Source organism: Amycolatopsis vastitatis (assembly GCF_002234595.1).
Classification (GTDB): domain Bacteria; phylum Actinomycetota; class Actinomycetes; order Mycobacteriales; family Pseudonocardiaceae; genus Amycolatopsis; species Amycolatopsis vastitatis.
This window is the reverse complement of record NZ_NMUL01000040.1, coordinates 50,592-69,661: the sequence shown is the minus strand read 5'-3', so window position 1 is coordinate 69,661 and position 19,070 is coordinate 50,592. Positions and strand designations below refer to the sequence as shown.

The following is a 19,070-nucleotide window of genomic DNA, read 5'->3' as shown; positions in this document are numbered from 1 at the left end:
CCGCCCGTGTCCGATCCGGTGCGCATCCCCGTCGACACCGCCCATCCCTACGACGTCGTGATCGGCCGCGGCCTGCTCGGCGACCTCACCGCGCAGCTGGCCGACGCCTCGAAGATCGCGCTGATCCACCCGCCCACGCTGACCACCACGGCCGAGGCCATCCGCGACGAGCTGAACGCGGCCGGGCTCGACGCCCACCGCGTCGAGATCCCGGACGCCGAGGACGGCAAGGCGCTGACCGTCGCGAGCTTCTGCTGGGAGGTGCTCGGCCGGATCGGGCTCGACCGCCGCGGTGTCGTGGTCGGCCTCGGCGGCGGTGCCGTCACCGACCTCGCCGGCTTCGTCGCCGGCACCTGGATGCGCGGGGTCCGGCTGGTCAACGTGCCGACCACGCTGCTCGGCATGGTCGACGCCGCGGTCGGCGGCAAGACCGGCATCAACACCGACGCGGGCAAGAACCTCGTCGGCGTGTTCCACGAGCCGAGCGCGGTGTTCGCCGACCTCGCGACGCTGGAGACGCTGCCGGCGAACGAGCTCGTCGCCGGGATGGCCGAGGTCGTCAAGACGGGCTTCATCGCCGATCCGCGGATCCTCGAGCTGATCGAGGCCGACCCCGCCGCGGCGGTCGACGCGACCGGTGACGTGCTGGCCGAGCTGGTCCGGCGGTCGATCCAGGTGAAGGCCGCTGTCGTGGCCGCCGACCTGCGCGAGTCCGACCTGCGGGAGATCCTCAACTACGGCCACACCCTCGGCCACGCGATCGAGCGGCGCGAGCGGTACCGGTGGCGGCACGGCGCCGCCGTGAGCGTCGGGCTGGTGTTCGCCGCCGAGCTGGCGCGGCTGGCCGGGCGGCTCGACGACGCCACGGCCGAGCGGCACGCCGCCGTGCTGAAGCTGCTCGGCCTGCCGACGACCTACGACGCCGACGCGCTGCCCCAGCTGCTGGAAACCATGAAGGGCGACAAGAAGACCCGGTCCGGGGTGCTGCGGTTCGTCGTCCTCGACGGTCTCGGCAAGCCGGGCCGGCTCGAGGGCCCGGACCCGTCGCTGCTCGCCGCCGCGTACTCCTCGATCGCCGCGGACGCCCCGTCCGGCGGCGGGAGCGTGCTGCTGTGAAGGCGTTCGTGTTCAACGGCCCCAACCTCGGGCGGCTCGGCAAGCGCGAACCGTCGGTCTACGGCTCGACCACCCACGACGATCTCGCGGCGCTGTGCGTCAAGACCGGCGACGAGCTGGGGATCGAGGTCGAGGTCCGGCAGACCGACCACGAAGGCGAAATGGTCGGCTGGCTGCACGAAGCCGCCGATGGTGGTCACCCGGTCGTCCTCAACGCCGGCGCGTGGACGCACTACTCGATCGCGGTGCGCGACGCCGCGGCGCAACTGTCCGCGCCGCTGATCGAGCTGCACATCTCGAACGTGCACAAGCGAGAGGAGTTCCGGCACCACAGCGTGCTTTCGGACATCGCGACGGCGGTGATCGCCGGTCTCGGCGTCGACGGCTACCCGCTCGCCCTGCGCTGGCTCGCCGCGCACCCGGGGTGACCGCACCGACGCTGACCACGGCGCGGCTGGCGCTGCGGCAGCTGGTCGAGGCCGACCGCGAAGCCGTCGTGAAGGTCTTCTCCGACCCGGAGATGAGCCGCTTCTTCGCGGCGGACTTTTCCGACCCGGCGGCGGCGAGCGCGATGGTCGACCGGCGCCTCTCCTACCGCGGCCCGGCCGGCCAGGGCCACTGGGTGATCGAGCGCGACGGCGAGGTCATCGGCGTCGCGCACCTGCGGCCGTCGTGGGAACTGCCGGGCGAGGTGCCCGAGCTGGGCTACTACGTCGCCTCCGCGCACGCCGGGCAGGGCCTGGCCACGGAGGCCGCACGGGCGGTGCTGGACCACGGGTTCCACGCGCTCGGCCTGCCCGCCGTCTGGGCGCTGGTGCACGAGAACAACGCCGCGAGCCGGAAGGTGGCCACGCGCTTGGGTTTCCTCGACGTCGGCAGCGGGATCCACTACGGCGACCTGCACCGGGTGCTGGTCGCGCTGCCCGCCGTCCACGGGCGGCCGCACCACGTCGAGCTGTGGGTGCCGGACCTCGCCGAAGCCGAGCGGTGCTGGGGCTGGCTGCTCGGCGAACTCGGCTGGAGCGAGTTCCAGCGCTGGGCCGCCGGTGTCAGCTGGCGGCTCGGCGGGACGTACGTCGTCGTCGAAGCTTCGCCCGCGCTGAGCGCGCCGGAGCACGACCGCATGCGCCCGGGCCTGAACCACCTGGCGTTGCACGTGGCGACCCGCGCGCAGGTCGACGACCTGGCCGCCCGGGCGGCGGAGCACGGCTGGCGGCCGCTGTTCGCCGACCGGTACCCCCACGCGGGCGGTCCCGCCCACTACGCGGCCTACCTCGAGAACGACGCGGGCTTCGAGGTCGAGCTGGTCGCGTCGGAAGGACCCGCGACAGGGAAATGAAGTGAATGAGTCTGACTCACTCACCTCGTCCGACGACAGGAATGAGTCATTCACGGCGACAGCGCGGGGGTGCACGATCGGGCGACCGTCGACCGGGAGCGCCGCCACCCGGGCAGGGGGCCGATCGCTACACTGCGATGTCGTGCGCCCGTTTCGTCATGGGGGTCGGCGACCCGCTCGTGCCTTGTTCGCCAGCGTCCTGGCGGGCCTTCTGGTCGCGGGCTGCACCCAGGGTTACGCCCAGCCGCAGGCGGCGGGGGACCAGCCCGCCATCGCGGGCGGGAAGACCGCCGAGCCACCGCGGCCCACCGACGTCAAGCTCGCTTCGGGTGACCCCCGGCAGAGTGGTGGCGTGATCGCCGCCGGCGGGGCGGACGCCGTCTACAACTACGGGCCGTCGGTGATGCTCGACCACGGGCAGACCCGGATGTGGTGGTGCAGCCAGTACGGCGGCGCCGGGCCGGCCGGCGACGACATCCTCTACGCCCGGGCGCAGTCGATCGACGGGCCCTTCACCGGGCCGGGCGGCGGGATCCCGGCGGCCGTGTTCTCCGGCGCGCCGGGGCAGTTCGACGGCATGCACACCTGCGACCCGTCCGTGCTGCGGGTCGGCTCGACGTACTACCTGTACTACACCGGCGCGGCGGGCGACCACGCGCTCGGCAACGCCATCGGGCTCGCGACCAGCCCCGACGGGGTGCACTGGACCCGCGCGGCCGGCGGCCGGCCGATCCTGGGGCCGTCGCACGACGTGCACCGCGCGAACGTCTACGGCGCGGGCCAGCCGTCCGTGGTCTACCTCGACGGCTGGTTCTACCTGATGTTCACCGACACCACCGGCCGCGCCGCGGGCTGGAACGGCGCGGGGCAGTTCCTGCTCCGCTCGCGCGACCCGGCGTTCGGGTCCGGGGCGCAGGCGCTGGACGTCGGGGGGTTCGTGCCGGTGGCGTCGACGTCGGCGCCGCGCGCCCGGTCGGTCGTCGACGGCTTCAGCGCGGACCTGATGTGGGTCGGGGCGCTCGCCGCGTTCGTCGTCGCGCACGAGACCGACGGCGGGACGACACTCACGTTCTGGACGGCGGACTTCACCGAGCACCCGTTCCAGCCGGTGCTGATCCCGGGGCCGTGGAAGGAAGGGCCGGGGCTGGTGCGCCGGGCCGACGGGCACGCGCCGCTGTCGTCGGCCGACCCGTGCGACCGGGTGCCGTTCGACGTCGTGCGCGCGACCACGCTCGGCGGGGCCGGCGCGCCGACCGATCTGCGGCACTTCGGGCTGGACCTGCTGGGCAGCCGGGCCTGCGGGAACCCCGGCCGGGTCGCCGCGACGTTCGACGGCGTGACGATGCCGTCGCCGGAACGGACGATGGACCTGGTCCGGGCCGGGCGGCGGGTGCGGATCGACCGGCGCTCGGTCGCGGCGATGCTGGCCGGCGAGCTGCTGGAGAAGGCGCCGCCCGCGGTGGCGGTGCTCCCGGTGGCGGCGCGGCTCCGGCCGGGTGCGGAGGCCGTCCAGGCGCCGGGCGGGTTCGGGCTGCTCCTCGACGACCGGCGGCTGTGGCGGGTACCGGACGCCGGAATCGTGGCGGCCAACGGCTCGGCGGCGCACCCGGTGACGGCCGCGCAGTGGAACGCTTACCCGCGGGGTGCCTCGCTGGGGTGAGCCCGGCGTGTCGAGTCGCTCGCCGTGCCGAGCGGCAGGCGTGGGGTGGTCATCGGCGGGTTTCCGTAGCGGGGCCGGTTCGCCGGGCGCCCGGCCGACGGGAGTGCGAGGCCGCGCAGCCGAGGCAAGCTACCCGCGGGGTTCTTCGCCCGCCGGCTGACCGCGGCGTGCCGGGCGCGGGCGAGGCCGCGGTCGGGGCTGGGGGCGCGGCCGTGGCGGGTCGGCGGGACCGTCGAGCGGCGATTCCTCGTCCGCCGGCCGGGATCGCCCGATCCGCCCGCCGACGAACAGCCCGAGCCCGGCCGGGATCAGCACCAGCAGGGCCGAGAACGCCGCTCCGCCGGTGAGCGCGCCGCCGAGCTCGGACACTCCCGTCTGGTCGACGAAGACCGCGCGGCCGACGACGTACAGGATTCCGGCCACCGGGCCGGCGATCAGCGCCGAGATGAACCACACCCGGCCGCGGTCGGGCAGGCCGCGCCAGGCGTCGACGGCGCTCCAGAGCGCCGCTGCCCCGACGAGCACCGCGAGCGCCAGTGCCACCACCGGGGTCTGCTCGGTCGGGTGGTAGACGGCGTACTTGGCGAGGAGGGTGATGGCCGCGCCGTGCAGCACCGCCATCCCGAGCCCGCGAATCACCCAGGCGCTCATCCTGCGGAGTGTAGGCGGCCTACTGGCGAGTCGCTTACCCGGCGAGGGAACGCGACGAACGTCCGGCCCGGCCCGCACTAGGGTGGAACCCGTGCCCGAAACCCATGGACGACGTCGTGCCGCGCTGCGCGGGCTTCTGACCGAAGCCGGTGTGGACGCGCTCCTGCTCACCGATCTGCTGAACATCCGCTACCTGACCGGGTTCACCGGCTCGAACGCCGCCGTGCTGCTGCACGCCGGCGGCGAGGGGAAAACGCTCTTCTGCACCGACGGCCGCTACACCACCCAGTCGGCCGCGGAGGTGCCCGATCTGGACAAGGTCGTCGACCGGGCCAGCGCCGCCGCCCTGGTCGCGATGGCCGCGAAGGACCCGAAGACCTACGGACGCGTCGGCTTCGAGAGCCACCACATGAGCGTGGAGGACTACGAAGCCCTCGCCAAGGAAGTTCCGCTGAAGCGGACCCCGGGGCTGGTCGAACGGCTGCGCGAGGTGAAGGACGAAGCGGAGATCGAGGCGCTGCGCCAGGCGTGCGCCGCCGCGGACCGGGCGCTCGACGACCTCGTCGCCGCCGGCGGGCTGCGGCCCGGGCGGACCGAGCTGGAAATCGCCCGTGACCTGGAGAACCGCATGCTGGAGCACGGCTCGAGCGAGCCCAGCTTCGCCTCCATCATCGCCGCCGGCGCGCACTCGGCCATCCCGCACCACCGGCCCACGCACGCCGAGCTGAAGCGCGGCGACTTCGTGAAGATGGACTTCGGCGCGACCGTCGACGGCTACCACTCCGACATGACGCGCACCTTCGTCCTCGGCGAGCCCGCGGACTGGCAGCGCGAGGTGTACGACCTCGTGCACGCCGCGCAGGCGGCGGGGGTCGACGCCGTCCTGCCGGGCGCCGAAGTGTCCGATGTGGACGCCGCGGCGCGGACCGTGATCGCGGACGCCGGGCACGGCGAGCACTTCGCGCACGGCCTCGGGCACGGCGTCGGCCTGCAGATTCACGAGGCGCCCAGCTTCGCCGCCACGGGCGTCGGTACACTGTCCGCCGGTATGGCGGTCACCGTCGAGCCCGGCGTCTACCTCGCGGGGCGCGGTGGCGTGCGCATCGAGGACACGCTCGTCGTGCGGGCTGGGGAGCCCGAACTCCTCACCCTGAGCACCAAGAACCTCGTGGTCGTCTGACAGCGGCCGCGAACCCGAAGATCGACACAGGAGACTGCAAGCTCGTGGCCACCACCAACGACCTGAAGAACGGGCTCGTCCTCAACCTCGAGGGCCAGCTGTGGACCGTCACCGCGTTCCAGCACGTCAAGCCGGGCAAGGGCGGTGCCTTCGTGCGCACGACGCTCAAGCACGTGCTCACCGGCAAGGTGGTCGACAAGACGTTCAACGCGGGCACGAAGGTCGAGACGGCCACGGTGGACCGCCGGAACATGACCTACCTGTACAAGGACGGCGCCGACTTCGTCTTCATGGACGGCGACACCTACGACCAGATCACGGTCCCGGCCGAGGTCGTCGGCGACAACGCCAACTACATGCTCGAGAACACCGAGGTCCAGGTCGCGGTGCACGAGAACGAGCCGCTGTACGTCGAGCTCCCGACGTCGGTCGAGATCGTCATCCAGCACACCGACCCCGGCCTGCAGGGCGACCGCTCCACCGGCGGCACCAAGCCGGCGACGCTGGAGACCGGCGCGGAGATCCAGGTCCCGCTGTTCCTGTCCACCGGCGAGAAGATCAAGGTCGACACCCGCGACGGCCGTTACCTGGGCCGCGTCTCCAGCTGATGCCGACGTCGAAACCCCACCCGAACCGCGGCGGCGCGATCAGCCGCCGTCAGGCGCGCCGCCGCGCGGTGGAGATGCTGTACGAGGCCGTCCAGCGCGACACCGACGCGGTGACGCTGCTGGCCGACCGGGTCGGCGCGACCGAGGTCGACCCGATCGCGGACTACACGATCAGCCTGGTCGAGGGCGTGACCGGCCGGAAGACCCAGATCGACGAGCTGCTGGCCGAGCACGCGCAGGGCTGGACCCTGGAGCGGATGCCGAAGGTCGACCTCGCGGTGCTGCGGGTCGGGGTCTACGAGCTGCTCTGGGCCGAGGACGTGCCGGACCCGGTCGCGATCGACGAGGCCGTCGGCCTGGCGAAGGAACTGTCCACGGACGACTCGCCGCGGTTCGTCAACGGCGTCCTGGGCCGGATCGGCACGATCGCCGACCGCCTCCGCGCCGTTCTGTAAAGCCCCCCGGTCGGGTGACCGCGGGGCAGGGCTCGCCCCCGAACGAGCCCCCGACGATTCAGTGAGCGTCTCCGGTGCCCCACCGGGAACGCTCACTGCGTCGGTACAGCAACACCCGGAATCAGTCCTCCTTGGAAGGACGCGCCTCCGGCGGCAGGACGCCCCAGTCGATGAGCTGCTCGGTCAGCTCGCCCGGGGTCATGTCGTAGATGATCGCCAGCGACCGCAGGTCCTCGGTGCGGATCGAGAGCACCTTGCCGTTGTAGTCGCCGCGCTGGCTCTGGATGGTTGCGGCGTAGCGGGCCAGCGGGCCCACCTTTTCGGCCGGCAGCTGCTGCAGGCGCTCCAGGTTGATCACGATCTTGGTGGCGGGCTCGGCACCGGAGGGGACCCGGCCCTCGGGCAGCAGCTCGACCACCGGCACACCGTAGAAGTCGGCCAGCTCGGCCAGCTTCTGCACGGTGACGGCACGGTCGCCACGCTCGTACGAGCCGACGACGACGGCCTTCCAGCGCCCACCGGACTTCTGCTCGACCCCGTGCAGGGACAGGCCCTGCTGCTGGCGGATCCCGCGGAGCTTGGCCCCGAGCGCCTTGGCGTAATCGCCCATCTGGTCGTTCTCCGTTCTTCACCCCCGTCCGGTCGGGGTGACCGGGCGGGGACTCTTCGAGTCGAATACTCAGAGTAATGGTTACGCATTGTTGTCACCAGGTCAAGCAGGAGCTTGCCGCGAATCACGCCACACCACCCGTAAGGCTGAGCAAAGTCCCTGCTACTGTCGGTGCGAAAGCCCCGACCAGCAGGGGAACAGACGTCCTTTAAGGACCCGTCCGGTGAGGCGGGGAAGGAGTCCGGTTTGTCGTCACGTCCGCGTGGCGCGGCTGGTTCGGCCGGGGAGCGCGAGCTCCTGTCGGCCGGCGATGTCGCGCGCACGATCGCCCGAATGGCCCATCAGGTCATCGAAAAGACCGCGAACGGTGCGGAGAGCACTACCCCGCCCGTGTTGCTCGGCATCCCGTCCCGGGGCACGCCGCTCGCTGTCCGCCTGGCCGACAAGATCGGCGAGTTCTCCGGGGTCCGCCCGCCGGCCGGCGCCCTCGACGTCACCCTCTACCGGGACGACCTCCGCCGCCGTCCGCCGCGCGCGCTCGAACAGACGCAGCTGCCCGCCGACGGCATCGACGACCGGGTGGTGATCCTGGTCGACGACGTGCTCTTCTCCGGCCGGACGATCCGGGCCGCGCTCGATGCCCTCCGTGATCACGGCCGCCCCCGCGCGGTGCAGCTGGCCGTGCTGGTCGACCGCGGTCACCGCGAGCTGCCGATCCGCGCCGACTACGTGGGCAAGAACGTGCCGACCGCCCGTGCCGAGGACGTCGTCGTCCTGCTGGCCGAGATCGACGGCCGCGACGCGGTCCTGCTGCGATCGTCAGACGCTCCTGGAGAGGACTCGTGAAGCACCTGCTCGCCACCGACGGCCTGGACCCGGCGGTCGCCACGGCCGTGCTCGACACCGCCGACGAGCTCAAGCACACGCTGCTCGGCCGGGAGGTCAAGAAGCTGCCGACGCTGCGCGGCCGCACGGTGATCACCCTGTTCTACGAGAACTCGACCCGGACCCGGGTGTCGTTCGAGATCGCCGGCAAGTGGATGAGCGCCGACGTGATCAACGTGTCCGCGTCCAGCTCCTCGGTCAACAAGGGGGAGTCGCTGCGGGACACCGCGCTCACGCTGGCCGCCGCGGGCGCCGACTGCGTGATCGTCCGGCACCCCGCCAGCGGCGCCGCCCAGCGGCTCTCGGAGTGGCTCGCCGAGCCCGGCACCTCGGTGGTCAACGCCGGCGACGGCACCCACGAGCACCCCACGCAGGCCCTGCTCGACGCGGCCACGCTGCGGGAACGCCTCGGCTCGCTCAAGGACCGCCGGATCGCCATCGTCGGGGATGTCCTGCACAGCCGGGTCGCCCGCTCGAACATCCACCTGCTCTCGGCCCTGGGCGCGGAGGTGGTGCTGGTCGCGCCGCCGACGCTGCTGCCCTACGGCGTCGAGAGCCTTCCGGTGACCGTTTCGCACGACCTCGACGCCGAGCTGCCCGCGGTCGACGCGGTGATGATGTTGCGCGTCCAGGCCGAGCGCATGGCTGGCGGGGGCCCAGGACAGAGCTTTTTCCCCAGTGCCCGTGAGTACTCGATCGCCTACGGCCTGTCGGAACGGCGGCTGAAGCTGCTGCCGGACCACGCGGTCGTCCTGCACCCCGGCCCGATGCTGCGCGGGATGGAGATCGCGAGCGCGGTCGCCGACTCCCCGGCCTCGGCCATCACCGAACAGGTCCGCAACGGCGTCCACGTCCGCATGGCGGTCCTCTACCACCTCCTGGCCAGCGAAGGAGCCGCCGCGTGAGCACCGTGATCCAGGGCGCCCGCCCCTACGGCGAGGGTGATCCGGTCGACGTCCTGATCGAGGACGGCGTGATCACCGCGATCGGCACCGTCGAGGTCCCCGAAGACGCCGAGGTGATCGACGCGGGCGGCCAGGTGCTGCTGCCGGGCTTCGTCGACCTGCACACCCACCTGCGCGAACCCGGCCGCGAGGACACCGAGACGATCGCCACCGGCTCGGCCGCGGCGGCGCTCGGCGGCTACACCGCGGTCTTCGCCATGGCCAACACCGACCCGGTCGCCGACAACGCCGTGGTCGTCGACCACGTCTGGCGGCGCGGGCAGGAGGCCGGCCTGGTCGACGTCCACCCGGTCGGCGCGGTCACCGTCGGGCTCAAGGGCGAGAAGCTCGCCGAACTGGGCACGATGGCGAACTCGCAGGCGCGGGTCACGGTGTTCTCCGACGACGGCCTCTGCGTCGCCGACCCGCTGCTGATGCGCCGCGCGCTGGAGTACTCGACCGCCCTGGACGTCGTCATCGCGCAGCACGCCGAAGAGCCGCGGCTGACCGTCGGCGCCCAGGCGCACGAGGGCGAGCGCGCGGCCCGGCTCGGCTACACCGGCTGGCCCGCCGCCGCCGAAGAGTCCATCGTGGCCCGCGACTGCCTGCTGGCGCTGCACGCGAACGCCCGGCTGCACGTCTGCCACGTCTCCACTTCGGGCACGGCGGACGTCCTGCGCTGGGCGAAGGACCGCGGCACGAAGGTGTCGGCCGAGGTCACGCCCCACCACCTGCTGCTCACCGACGAGCGCCTGGCCACCTACGACCCGGTCAACAAGGTGAACCCGCCGCTGCGCACGGAGTCCGACGCGGAGAAGCTGCGGGCCGCGCTGGCCGACGGCACCATCGACTGCGTCGCCACCGACCACGCGCCGCACGCGGTCCAGGACAAGGACACCGAGTGGACCGCGGCCCGGCCGGGCATGCTCGGGCTGCAGACGGCGCTGTCGATCGTCACCGAGACGATGGTCCGCACCGGCCTGCTCGACTGGCGCGGCGTCGCCCGCGTGATGAGCGAGCGGCCCGCCGAGATCGGCAACCTGGCCGGCCAGGGCCGTCCGATCGCCGTCGGCGAGCCGGCGAACCTGACGCTGGTCGACCCGGACGCCGAGTGGACGGTCCGGGGCGTGGAGCTGGCCAGCATCGCGGCGAACACCCCGTACGAGGGAATGCGGCTGCCCGGCGTGGTGACCGCGACGCTGCTGCGCGGGCGGACCACCGCGCGGGACGGGAAGATCTGCTGATGGAACGCCTCTGGCTGGTGCTGGCGATCGTCGCCTTCTTCCTGCTCTGCCTCTGGGGCATGTACGTGGGCTGGCGGCGGAAGTCCCGTTCGCAGAGCGCCCAGGTGCCGCCGTTCCCGTCGATCCCGGCGGAGCCGGGCGAGGTGCTGCTGGAGTCCACCGGCGTCTACCTGTCCACCACGACCGCCGGGAACTGGCAGGACCGGATCGTCACCCGCGGCGCGGGGCTGCGCACCGGCGCGGTCTGGCGCCTGCACGACGGCGGTGTCGCCGTCGAGCGCGGGGGAGCGCCCGACTTCTGGATCCCGCGGGAGGCCGTCACCGGCGTCCGGCGTGACACGAAGATCGCCGGGAAGGTGATGGGCACCGACGCGCTGCTCGTCATCACCTGGCGGCTCGGCGACGCCGAGCTCGACACCGGTTTCCGGGGCGACGACCTCGACGACTATCCACAATGGATCGAACAGCTCAAGATCAAGGGAGGTGCCCAGTGAACGCGCGCGCTCAGGCCGCACTGGTACTCGAAGACGGCCGGGTGTTCCGCGGCGCTGCCTACGGCGCGCAGGGGCGAACCCTCGGCGAGGCGGTGTTCTGCACCGGCATGACCGGCTACCAGGAGACGCTGACCGACCCGTCCTACCACGGCCAGATCGTGGTCCAGACGGCGCCGCAGATCGGCAACACCGGCTGGAACGACGAGGACGACGAGTCCTCGAAGATCTGGGTCAACGGCTACGTCGTCCGCGACCCCGCCCGCACGCCGTCCAACTGGCGCTCGAAGCGCTCGCTCGACGACGAGCTGGTGCGCCAGGGGATCGTCGGCATCGCGGAGGTCGACACCCGCTCGCTGACGCGGCACCTGCGCGAGCTCGGCGCGATGCGCGCCGGGGTGTTCTCCGGCGACGCGCTCGGCACGGTCGACGACATGGTGGCCGAGGTGCTGGCCAGCCCGAAGATGGAGGGCGCCGACCTGGCGGGCCAGGTTTCGACCCCGAAGCCGTACGTCGTGTCGCCTGAGGGCGAGACACGCTTCCGCGTCGTCGCGCTGGACCTGGGCATCAAGTCCAACACCCCGCGGCAGATGGTCAAGCGCGGCATCGAGGTGCACGTGCTGCCGTCGACCTCGTCGCTGGACGACCTGCTGGCGATCGAGCCGGACGGGGTGTTCCTTTCGAACGGCCCGGGCGACCCGGCCACCACGACGCACGCGACCGAGCTGACCAAGCAGGTCCTCGGCCGCGAGATCCCGCTGTTCGGCATCTGCTTCGGCAACCAGGTCCTCGGCCGCGCACTCGGCCTCGGCACGTACAAGATGCGCTACGGCCACCGCGGCATCAACATCCCGGTGATCGACGTGGCGACCCGGTCGGTCGCGATCACGGCGCAGAACCACGGCTTCGCCCTCGAAGGCGAGCCGGGGCAGCGCTTCGAGTCGCCGTTCGGTGCCGCGCAGATCAGCCACTACTGCCCCAACGACGACACGGTCGAGGGCGTGCGCGCGCTCGACGTCCCGGCGTTCTCGGTGCAGTACCACCCCGAAGCCGCGGCCGGCCCGCACGACGCGGCGCCCCTGTTCGACGATTTCGTTTCGCTCATGGAGAAGAAGGCCTGATGCCGAAGAGGACGGACATCCAGCACGTGCTGGTGATCGGCTCCGGGCCGATCGTGATCGGGCAGGCCGCGGAGTTCGACTACTCCGGTACCCAGGCCTGCCGGGTGCTGCGCAGCGAAGGCCTGCGCGTGTCCCTGGTGAACTCGAACCCGGCCACCATCATGACCGACCCCGAGTTCGCCGACGCCACCTACATCGAGCCGGTGACGCCGGACTTCGTCGAGAAGGTCATCGCCAGTGAGAGTGAACGCGGGCAGCCCGTCGATGCTCTTCTGGCGACGCTCGGCGGGCAGACCGCGCTGAACTGCGCCGTCGCGCTGCACGAGCGTGGCGTGCTCGACAAGTACGGCGTCGAGCTGATCGGCGCCGACATCGACGCCATCCAGCGCGGTGAGGACCGGCAGAAGTTCAAGGACATCGTGCGCACCATCGGTGCCGAGGTCCCGCGCAGCCGCGTCTGCCACGACATGGACGAAGTCCGGGAGACGGTGAAAGACCTCGGCCTGCCGGTCGTCATCCGGCCGAGCTTCACCATGGGCGGGCTCGGTTCCGGCATGGCGCACACGCCGGAGGACCTCGAGCGGCTCGCCTCCACCGGGCTCGCGGAGTCTCCCGTCACCGAGGTGCTCATCGAGGAGAGCGTGCTCGGCTGGAAGGAGTACGAGCTCGAGCTGATGCGCGACAAGCACGACAACGTCGTGGTCGTCTGCTCGATCGAGAACATCGACGCGATGGGCGTGCACACCGGCGACTCGGTCACCGTCGCGCCGACGATGACCCTCACCGACCGCGAGTACCAGGTGATGCGGGACGTCGGCATCGCCGTGCTGCGCGAGGTCGGCGTCGACACCGGCGGCTGCAACATCCAGTTCGCGATCAACCCGCGTGACGGCCGGATGGTCGTCATCGAAATGAACCCGCGCGTGTCGCGAAGCAGTGCCCTGGCGTCGAAGGCGACCGGGTTCCCGATCGCCAAGATCGCCGCGAAGCTCGCCATCGGCTACACGCTCGACGAAATCCGGAACGACATCACCGGCGAGACGCCGGCGGCGTTCGAGCCGACTTTGGACTACGTCGTCGTGAAGATGCCGCGGTTCGCCTTCGAGAAGTTCCCGGGCGCGGACCCGACGCTGACCACGACGATGAAGAGCGTCGGCGAGGCGATGTCGTTCGGCCGCAGCTTCCCCGAGGCGCTCGGCAAGGTGATGCGGTCGATCGAGACCAAGGCGACCGGGTTCTGGACGCTGCCCGACCCGGAAGGCGCGACGGTGGAGTCCACTTTGGACGCGCTGCGCACGCCGCACGAGGGCCGGCTGTACGAAGTGGAGCGTGCCCTGCGGCTCGGCGCCACCGTCGAGCAGGTGCACGAAGCGAGTGGCATCGACCCGTGGTTCATCGACCAGATCGCCCTCGTCGGCGAGGTCGGCGCCGAAGTCCGCGACGCCCCGGTCCTGGACGGCGACCTGCTGCGGCGCGCCAAGCGCACGGGGCTGTCCGACCGCCAGATCGCCGCGCTGCGGCCGGAACTGGCCGGCGAGGACGGCGTGCGCGCCCTGCGCCACCGCCTCGGCGTGCGGCCGGTGTTCAAGACCGTGGACACCTGTGCGGCCGAGTTCGCGGCCAAGACGCCGTACCACTACTCGGCCTACGAGTCCGACCCCGACGCCCAGTCCGAAGTGGCCGTCCAGTCGGACAAGCCGAAGGTGCTCATCCTCGGCTCGGGCCCGAACCGGATCGGCCAGGGCATCGAGTTCGACTACTCCTGCGTGCACGCGGCGATCGCGTTGCGGGAGGCCGGGTTCGAGGCCGTCATGGTCAACTGCAACCCGGAAACCGTGTCCACCGACTACGACACGTCCGACCGGCTGTACTTCGAGCCGCTGTCCTTCGAGGACGTCCTCGAGGTCGTGCACGCCGAGCAGGCGTCCGGCACGGTCGCCGGCGTGATCGTCCAGCTCGGCGGCCAGACCCCGCTGGGCCTGGCGAAGAAGCTCGCCGACGCCGGTGTCCCGGTCGTCGGGACGCCGCCGGAGGCCATCCACCTGGCCGAGGACCGCGGCGCGTTCGGCGAGGTGCTCACGCAAGCCGGCCTGCCCGCGCCGCGCTACGGCACGGCGACGTCGTTCGAGGGCGCCAAGCGGATCGCCGACGAGATCGGCTACCCGGTGCTCGTCCGGCCGTCGTACGTGCTCGGCGGGCGTGGCATGGAGATCGTCTACGACGAGGAGTCCCTGGCCGGCTACATCCGCCGCGCCACCGAGGTCACGCCGGAGCACCCGGTGCTGGTCGACCGGTTCCTCGACGACGCCATCGAGATCGACGTCGACGCGCTGTTCGACGGCGAGGAGCTCTACCTCGGCGGCGTCATGGAGCACATCGAGGAGGCCGGCATCCACTCCGGCGACTCCTCGTGCGCGCTGCCGCCGATCACGCTCGGCCACACCGACCTGCAGGCCGTCCGCCGCTCCACCGAGGCGATCGCGCGCGGCGTCGGCGTGCGCGGGCTGCTGAACGTCCAGTACGCGCTCAAGGACGACGTCCTGTACGTCCTGGAGGCCAACCCGCGCGCGTCGCGGACGGTCCCGTTCGTGTCGAAGGCGACGGCCGTGCCGCTGGCCAAGGCCGCCGCGCTGATCATGACCGGCTCGACGATCAAGGACCTGCGGGAGAGCGGGGTCCTCCCGGCCGACGGCGACGGCGGGCAGATGCCCGCGGACTCGCCGGTGGCGGTCAAGGAGGCCGTGCTGCCCTTCCACCGCTTCCGCACGCCCGAAGGTCACGGCGTGGACTCCCTGCTGGGCCCGGAGATGAAGTCCACCGGCGAGGTGATGGGCGTCGACGTCTCCTTCGGCAAGGCGTTCGCGAAGTCCCAGAGCGGCGCGTACGGCTCGCTGCCGACGTCCGGCCGGGTGTTCGTCTCGGTGGCCAACCGCGACAAGCGCTCGCTGGTGTTCCCGGTGAAGCGGCTGGCGGACCTCGGGTTCGAGATCCTCGCCACGTCCGGCACCGCGGAAGTGCTGCGGCGCAACGGGATCCCGTGCACAGTGGTGCGGAAGCACTACGAGGGCTCGACCGAAGCCGAGCCGAACATCGTGGACGTCATCCTGAACGGCGATGTCGACATGGTGATCAACACGCCCTACGGGAACAGCGGTCCGCGCATCGACGGCTACGAAATCCGCACCGCCGCGGTGTCGCGCGACATCCCGTGCGTGACGACCGTCCAGGGCGCCGCGGCGGCCGTGCACGGCATCGAAGCGCTCATCCGGGGCGACATCGGCGTCAAGTCGCTGCAGGAGCTCCAGGCGGCCCTCAAGGCGAAGTCGTGAGCACGCCGGAGCGGTTCGGGGCGCGGCTGGCGAAAGCCGTCGCGGCCCGGGGCCCGCTGTGCGCCGGGATCGACCCCCACCCGGGCCTCGTCGAGGCGTGGGGGCTCCCGGTGGACGTCTCGGGCCTGGAACGGTTCGCGCTGTCCGCCACGGAGGTCCTGGCGGCGCACACGGCGATCGTGAAGCCGCAGTCGGCGTTCTTCGAAAGTTTCGGAGCGGCCGGGGTCCGGGTGCTGGAGCGGGTGGTCGAGACCGCGCGCGACGCCGGCGCGCTGGTGCTGCTGGACGTCAAGCGCGGCGACATCGGCTCCACGATGGCGGCCTACACCGCCGCGTACGTCGCCGACGGCGCGGCGATCGCGGCCGACGCCGTCACCGTCTCGCCGTACCTCGGGTTCGGCTCGCTGGAGCAGTGCGCCGCCACGGCCGTCTCGGCGGGACGCGGCATCTTCGTGCTCGCCCGGACTTCGAACCCCGAAGCGGGCGAGGTGCAGAACGCGAAACTGCCCGACGGGCGCACCGTGGCGCAGGCGATCGTCGACTCCGCGGCGGCACTCAACGCAGGCGCGGAACCGCTCGGCGATGTGGGTGTCGTCGTCGGGGCCACCGTTCCGCCGGGGGAGCTCGATCTCTCGCGGTTGAACGGTCCGGTGCTGGCACCCGGTTTCGGGGCCCAGGGAGCCACTGTGGCCGATTTGCGGGCTCTGTTCGGCGCGTCCCTGCCGGGCGTGCTGCCTGCCTCGTCCCGGGACATCCTGAAGCACGGTCCGGAGCAACCGGCTTTGCGCCAAGCGGTCGAACGAGTCGCCGAAGTGCTGGCCGACCCGCAGGAAAACGGCCAATAGCAGGGGCCGGAACGGGCCCCCACCAGGCACCCCCGCATTGTGGCCGGTGCTCACGGGTGGGTACCGTCGCGTCACCCACCCAGTTTTGAGAACTACCGGAGGAAAACGTGGCACTTCCCCAGCTGACAGAGGAACAGCGCGCTGCGGCGCTGGAGAAGGCCGCCGCCGCCCGCCGCATCCGTGCTGAGCTGAAGGAGCGGCTGAAGCGGGGCGGTACCACTCTGGTCGACGTGCTGAAGCAGGCCGAGGAGAACGAAGTCCTCGGCAAGATGAAGGTTTCGGCTCTGCTCGAGGCCCTACCGGGCGTCGGCAAGGTCCGCGCGCAGCAGACCATGGAACGACTGGAGATCGCCCCCAGCCGTCGCCTTCGCGGCCTCGGCGACCGGCAGCGCAAGGCGCTGCTGGCCGAGTTCAGCGGCGAGTGAACGGCGCCGGTCGTGACTACCCGGTGAACCCGGGCACCGACCGCGGCAGTGAGCCGGTGGCGGGGGACCTCCCCCGGCACCGGCTCACCGTCGTATCGGGGCCTTCGGGGGTCGGGAAGTCGAGCGTGGTGGGCGAGCTGCGGAAGCTGGAGCCCGACGTCTGGTTCAGCGTCTCGGTCACGACGCGCAAGGCACGCCCCGGCGAGGTCGACGGGGCGCACTACCACTTCGTCGACCGGGCGGAGTTCGACGCCATGGTCGCCGACGGCAGGCTGCTGGAGTGGGCCGAGTTCGCGGGCAACCGCTACGGCACCCCGCGCGAGCCCGTCGAGAAGGCGCTCGCCGAGGGCCGCCCGGCCGTCCTGGAGATCGAACTGCAAGGCGCCCGCCAGGTCCGCGCGGCGATGCCCGAGGCCCGGCTGGTGATGCTGATGCCGCCGTCCTGGGACGAACTGGTGGGCAGGCTCACCGGGCGCGGCACCGAAAACGAGGCCGCCGTGAAGGCCCGGCTGGCCGAAGCGGAGCGTGAGCTGGCCGCGGCCGGCGAGTTCGACCACCGCGTCGTCAACGCCGACGTGCGGGAGGCCGCCGAGCACTTGCTAAACTTGATTACCGGTGAGCAGCTTGCCGCCGGTAATCCACACGATTCGGAGCACCACGAGTGACGACTCAGGCGACCCTGCACGAAGAGCTCGAGGGCATCACCAACCCGCCGATCGACGACCTGCTCGAGAAGGTCAGCTCGAAGTACGCGCTGGTGATCTACTCGGCCAAGCGTGCCCGCCAGATCAACGACTACTACGCCCAGCTGGGCGAGGGCCTGCTCGAGTACGTCGGCCCGCTCGTCGAGCCGGGCCCGCGCGAGAAGCCGCTCTCGATCGCGCTGCGCGAGATCCACGGCGGCCTGCTCGAGCACACCGAGGGTGAGTAAACCCCGCGTTGTCCTGGGCGTGGGCGGCGGCATCGCCGCCTACAAGGCCTGTGAGGTGCTGCGCGGGCTGACCGAGTCCGGTCATGACGTCCGCGTGGTCCCCACCGAAGCCGCGCTGAACTTCGTCGGCGCGGCGACCTTCGAAGCTCTCTCCGGGCACCCGGTGCACACGGGCGTGTTCACCGAGGTGCCCGAGGTGCAGCACGTCCGCGTCGGCAAGGAGGCCGACCTCGTCCTGGTCGTCCCGGCCACGGCGAACCTCCTCGCTAAGGCCGCCCACGGCCTCGCCGACGACCTGCTGACCAACACCCTGCTCACCGCCCGGTGCCCGGTCGCCTTCTTCCCGGCGATGCACACGGAGATGTGGGAGCACCCGGCGACCCGCGACAACGTGGCCCTGCTGCGCTCGCGCGGCATGATCGTCACCGAGCCCGACGCGGGCAGGCTGACCGGTGCCGACACCGGCAAGGGACGCCTCGCGAACCCGGCCGAGATCGTCGACCTCGCCCGGCTGCTGCTGGCCCGCCCGGACGCCCTGCCGCGCGACCTCGAGGGTGTCCGCGTGGTCGTGTCCGCGGGCGGCACGCGCGAGCCGCTGGACCCCGTCCGCTACCTGGGCAACCGCTCGTCCGGCAAGCAGGGCTACGCGCTCGCCCGCGTTGCCGCCCAGCGCGGCGCCGACGTCACCCTGGTCGCCGCGCACACGGTCGCCCTGCCGGACCCTGCCGGCGCTGTCGTGCGGCACGTCTCGACCGCCGAGGAGCTGCGGCAGGCGGTGCACGCCGCGTCCGAAGCCGCCGACGTCGTCGTGATGGCCGCCGCCGTCGCCGACTTCCGGCCGGCGAACCGGGCCGAGCACAAGATCAAGAAGTCCGACGACCAGCCGGACCCGGTGATCACCCTGGACCGCAACGCCGACATCCTCGCCGAACTGGTGCGGAACCGCCGGCCGGGCCAGGTCGTCGTGGGCTTCGCCGCGGAGACCGGGGACGAGCAGGGGAGCGTCCTCGACCACGCCCGTGTCAAGCTCAAGCGCAAGGGCGCCGACCTGCTGGTGGTCAACGCGGTCGGCGACGGCAAGGCGTTCGGCACGGAGGACAATTCGGGCTGGCTGCTCGGTTCCGACGGAACCGAAATCGCCATCCCGCTGGGCGCGAAGGCCGAGCTCGCGTCCACATTGTGGGACGCTGTTGTGAGGTTCATGAAGCGTTGACCGCCTTTCAAGCGATAGTCAGT

At 71.8% G+C, this 19,070-nt stretch carries 20 protein-coding genes; 18 read left to right on the top strand and 2 right to left on the bottom strand.

Annotated elements, in window-relative coordinates; all coding sequences use genetic code 11:
* The first annotated feature begins 6 nt into the window (after positions 1–6).
* From aroB to CF165_RS34465, 4 genes are all read left to right on the top strand, one after another.
* On the top strand, positions 7–1,116 hold the full coding sequence (gene aroB, locus CF165_RS34480; protein WP_093951767.1) for a 3-dehydroquinate synthase: 1,110 nt from the start codon (positions 7–9) through the stop codon (positions 1,114–1,116).
* Positions 1,113–1,544 carry a type II 3-dehydroquinate dehydratase gene (gene aroQ / locus CF165_RS34475; protein WP_093951766.1) on the top strand — a complete coding sequence of 144 codons (432 nt, stop codon included), beginning with the start codon at positions 1,113–1,115 and terminating at the stop codon, positions 1,542–1,544. Before aroB ends, aroQ begins: the two co-directional genes overlap by 4 nt.
* Positions 1,541–2,455 carry a GNAT family N-acetyltransferase gene (locus CF165_RS34470; protein ID WP_167441644.1) on the top strand — a complete coding sequence of 305 codons (915 nt, stop codon included), beginning with the start codon at positions 1,541–1,543 and terminating at the stop codon, positions 2,453–2,455. Before aroQ ends, CF165_RS34470 begins: the two co-directional genes overlap by 4 nt.
* Before the next feature lie 184 nt (positions 2,456–2,639).
* Positions 2,640–4,115 (top strand): glycoside hydrolase family protein, encoded by a 1,476-nt coding sequence (locus CF165_RS34465; protein ID WP_093951765.1) that lies wholly within the window; start codon positions 2,640–2,642, stop codon positions 4,113–4,115.
* 129 nt (positions 4,116–4,244) lie between these two features.
* Here CF165_RS34465 and CF165_RS34460 read toward each other — a convergent pair whose 3' ends face one another.
* On the bottom strand, positions 4,245–4,766 hold the full coding sequence (locus CF165_RS34460; RefSeq protein WP_093951764.1) for a B-4DMT family transporter: 522 nt from the start codon (positions 4,764–4,766) through the stop codon (positions 4,245–4,247).
* Positions 4,767–4,857: 91 nt separating this feature from the next.
* On the opposite strand from CF165_RS34460, the gene CF165_RS34455 reads away from it, so the two are divergent.
* The 3 genes from CF165_RS34455 to nusB are packed head-to-tail and all read left to right on the top strand — an operon-like array spanning position 4,858 to position 7,009.
* Positions 4,858–5,946 (top strand): M24 family metallopeptidase, encoded by a 1,089-nt coding sequence (locus tag CF165_RS34455; RefSeq protein WP_093951847.1) that lies wholly within the window; start codon positions 4,858–4,860, stop codon positions 5,944–5,946.
* Between the two features lie 44 nt (positions 5,947–5,990).
* Positions 5,991–6,554: an elongation factor P gene (efp, locus tag CF165_RS34450; RefSeq protein WP_086856368.1), complete on the top strand. Its 564-nt coding sequence runs from the start codon at positions 5,991–5,993 to the stop codon at positions 6,552–6,554.
* On the top strand, positions 6,554–7,009 hold the full coding sequence (nusB, locus tag CF165_RS34445; RefSeq protein WP_086841739.1) for a transcription antitermination factor NusB: 456 nt from the start codon (positions 6,554–6,556) through the stop codon (positions 7,007–7,009). Before efp ends, nusB begins: the two co-directional genes overlap by 1 nt.
* Before the next feature lie 121 nt (positions 7,010–7,130).
* On the opposite strand, the gene bldD is transcribed toward nusB, so the two are convergent.
* The gene (gene bldD, locus CF165_RS34440) at positions 7,131–7,619 is read right to left on the bottom strand and encodes a transcriptional regulator BldD (RefSeq protein ID WP_003096372.1); all 489 of its coding nucleotides are present in this window, start codon (positions 7,617–7,619) and stop codon (positions 7,131–7,133) included.
* Positions 7,620–7,865: 246 nt separating this feature from the next.
* On the opposite strand from bldD, the gene pyrR reads away from it, so the two are divergent.
* The 11 genes from pyrR (at position 7,866) to coaBC (ending at position 19,047) form a co-directional block, all read left to right on the top strand.
* A complete protein-coding gene (pyrR, locus tag CF165_RS34435; RefSeq protein WP_093951763.1) occupies positions 7,866–8,465 on the top strand; it encodes a bifunctional pyr operon transcriptional regulator/uracil phosphoribosyltransferase PyrR in 600 nt (199 codons plus the stop codon).
* Positions 8,462–9,409 carry an aspartate carbamoyltransferase catalytic subunit gene (locus CF165_RS34430; RefSeq protein ID WP_093951762.1) on the top strand — a complete coding sequence of 316 codons (948 nt, stop codon included), beginning with the start codon at positions 8,462–8,464 and terminating at the stop codon, positions 9,407–9,409. The genes pyrR and CF165_RS34430 overlap by 4 nt, the downstream gene beginning before the upstream one ends.
* Entirely contained in the window at positions 9,406–10,692 is a 1,287-nt protein-coding gene (locus CF165_RS34425; protein WP_093951761.1) for a dihydroorotase, read from the top strand. The genes CF165_RS34430 and CF165_RS34425 overlap by 4 nt, the downstream gene beginning before the upstream one ends.
* Positions 10,692–11,186: a PH-like domain-containing protein gene (locus CF165_RS34420; protein ID WP_093951760.1), complete on the top strand. Its 495-nt coding sequence runs from the start codon at positions 10,692–10,694 to the stop codon at positions 11,184–11,186. The genes CF165_RS34425 and CF165_RS34420 overlap by 1 nt, the downstream gene beginning before the upstream one ends.
* The gene (gene carA, locus CF165_RS34415) at positions 11,147–12,304 is read left to right on the top strand and encodes a glutamine-hydrolyzing carbamoyl-phosphate synthase small subunit (protein WP_167441643.1); all 1,158 of its coding nucleotides are present in this window, start codon (positions 11,147–11,149) and stop codon (positions 12,302–12,304) included. Before CF165_RS34420 ends, carA begins: the two co-directional genes overlap by 40 nt.
* Positions 12,304–15,633, top strand: a complete 3,330-nt coding sequence (gene carB / locus CF165_RS34410; RefSeq protein WP_093951758.1) for a carbamoyl-phosphate synthase large subunit — start codon at positions 12,304–12,306, stop codon at positions 15,631–15,633. The genes carA and carB overlap by 1 nt, the downstream gene beginning before the upstream one ends.
* Positions 15,630–16,478: an orotidine-5'-phosphate decarboxylase gene (gene pyrF / locus CF165_RS34405; RefSeq protein ID WP_093951757.1), complete on the top strand. Its 849-nt coding sequence runs from the start codon at positions 15,630–15,632 to the stop codon at positions 16,476–16,478. The genes carB and pyrF overlap by 4 nt, the downstream gene beginning before the upstream one ends.
* Positions 16,479–16,585: 107 nt before the next feature.
* Complete coding sequence (gene mihF / locus CF165_RS34400) at positions 16,586–16,903, top strand: integration host factor, actinobacterial type (protein WP_003096398.1); 318 nt, start codon at positions 16,586–16,588, stop codon at positions 16,901–16,903.
* Positions 16,900–17,568 carry a guanylate kinase gene (gene gmk, locus CF165_RS34395; protein WP_093951756.1) on the top strand — a complete coding sequence of 223 codons (669 nt, stop codon included), beginning with the start codon at positions 16,900–16,902 and terminating at the stop codon, positions 17,566–17,568. The genes mihF and gmk overlap by 4 nt, the downstream gene beginning before the upstream one ends.
* Entirely contained in the window at positions 17,565–17,834 is a 270-nt protein-coding gene (gene rpoZ, locus CF165_RS34390; RefSeq protein ID WP_005152353.1) for a DNA-directed RNA polymerase subunit omega, read from the top strand. Before gmk ends, rpoZ begins: the two co-directional genes overlap by 4 nt.
* Positions 17,827–19,047 carry a bifunctional phosphopantothenoylcysteine decarboxylase/phosphopantothenate--cysteine ligase CoaBC gene (coaBC, locus tag CF165_RS34385; RefSeq protein WP_167441642.1) on the top strand — a complete coding sequence of 407 codons (1,221 nt, stop codon included), beginning with the start codon at positions 17,827–17,829 and terminating at the stop codon, positions 19,045–19,047. Before rpoZ ends, coaBC begins: the two co-directional genes overlap by 8 nt.
* The last annotated feature ends 23 nt before the right edge of the window (positions 19,048–19,070 follow it).

Excerpts from the sequence above, each read along its gene's own strand:
- CF165_RS34460 (WP_093951764.1), bottom strand. The coding sequence starts at position 4,766 with ATGAGCGCCTGGGTGATTCGCGGGCTCGGGATGGCGGTGCTGCACGGC.
- nusB (WP_086841739.1), top strand. The coding sequence starts at position 6,554 with ATGCCGACGTCGAAACCCCACCCGAACCGCGGCGGCGCGATCAGCCGC.
- bldD (WP_003096372.1), bottom strand. The coding sequence starts at position 7,619 with ATGGGCGATTACGCCAAGGCGCTCGGGGCCAAGCTCCGCGGGATCCGC.
- CF165_RS34420 (WP_093951760.1), top strand. The coding sequence starts at position 10,692 with ATGGAACGCCTCTGGCTGGTGCTGGCGATCGTCGCCTTCTTCCTGCTC.
- carA (WP_167441643.1), top strand. The coding sequence starts at position 11,147 with ATGGATCGAACAGCTCAAGATCAAGGGAGGTGCCCAGTGAACGCGCGC.
- carB (WP_093951758.1), top strand. The coding sequence starts at position 12,304 with ATGCCGAAGAGGACGGACATCCAGCACGTGCTGGTGATCGGCTCCGGG.